Here is a 491-nt window from a genome sequence, read left to right on the forward strand (position 1 = left end):
CAGCTGGCCACCCAGCGCGAGCTGTATGGCGATGCTGCGTTCGATACGGAGTTCGCAGCGGATGAACTGTCGATCGGCACCTTCCTCGCGCTGCACGCCACCGACAGCATCCTGCTTGGCGCGCACGCGGGCGAGTTCTTCGCCGACGGCAAGGCGGTGCGCACCTCGGCGATGGGGCGGCAGGCGTTCGTGGGTGTGCCCGGCTTCATCGAACATGTGTACGACAACGGTACGCTGGATGACCTGAGCAACCAGGCCGAGAACTTCGTGGTCGTCACTGTGGGCGAGGGCGCTGCGCAGGCCCTGGCGCAGCACGGCGGCCTGGCCTGGTACGACCAGCGCAATGCCGAACTCTGGAACCTGGCGCAGGACATCCCGCGCATCGGCCAGCGCTACTTCGAGCGCCTGCTGTTCGAGCGCGATCCGCAGTTGCGCGCACGGCTGGCGCCGCGCTACCACGACACGCTCGCGCGCATGGACCAGCTGCTGGA

1 protein-coding gene is annotated in these 491 nt (G+C 67.8%); it reads left to right on the plus strand.

Features of this window, described 5'->3' with window-relative positions:
* The coding region (locus RhoFasB10_RS25765) for a hypothetical protein (RefSeq protein WP_206031383.1) at positions 1-491 on the plus strand (491 nt) is incomplete at both ends.

Origin of the sequence: Rhodococcus sp. B10, from assembly GCF_011770055.1 — a bacterium.
Classification (GTDB): domain Bacteria; phylum Actinomycetota; class Actinomycetes; order Mycobacteriales; family Mycobacteriaceae; genus Rhodococcoides; species Rhodococcoides kyotonensis_B.